Source organism: Pseudomonas sp. ICMP 10191 (genome assembly GCF_001467335.1).
GTDB classification, from domain to species: Bacteria; Pseudomonadota; Gammaproteobacteria; order Pseudomonadales; family Pseudomonadaceae; genus Aquipseudomonas; species Aquipseudomonas cerasi.
On sequence record NZ_LKGW01000047.1, the window covers coordinates 1 to 428 of the forward strand.

At 57.9% G+C, this 428-nt stretch carries 1 pseudogene; it reads right to left on the bottom strand.

Annotation, left to right across the window (positions count from 1 at the left end):
- A pseudogene (locus AO388_RS05735) lies at window positions 1–428 on the bottom strand (hypothetical protein); the annotation flags it as partial.

Genomic DNA, 428 nt, shown 5'->3' on the forward strand with positions numbered 1-428 from the left:
CTGAAGTCTCCATCCCGAGTAAGGTCGCGATAAGTGAAGGCGGTGTTGATGAAGTTGAGCATGATCACGCTCCAGGTGATCGAGCCGGCAATCCCTCCCAGTCCATCGAGCCAGCGTTTGGCGGTCGCCAGCCAGTCTTTGGCGATGGCTTTGCCGGACTGGAAGTGCAGGCGAATCTCATCCTGCAACTGCCTGGCGTACTCGTTGTTCTGAAAGTCGAGCAGGGCGGGCATGCTCAGTTCGTGCAGGCGAAGCTTTTGCTCGAGCGTGCGCAGGTGGCTGGCGATGCTTTTGCGGGGGTTGTAAGCGGTTGGGTAGAGCCAGCTGCGACGGGTGTCGCTGATCTGTTTGTTGAGCACCTGCCACTCACTGATCCAGGTTTTCAGCTTCGCGAGCATCTTGTGATCGATCGCAATACGCGCCTTCGA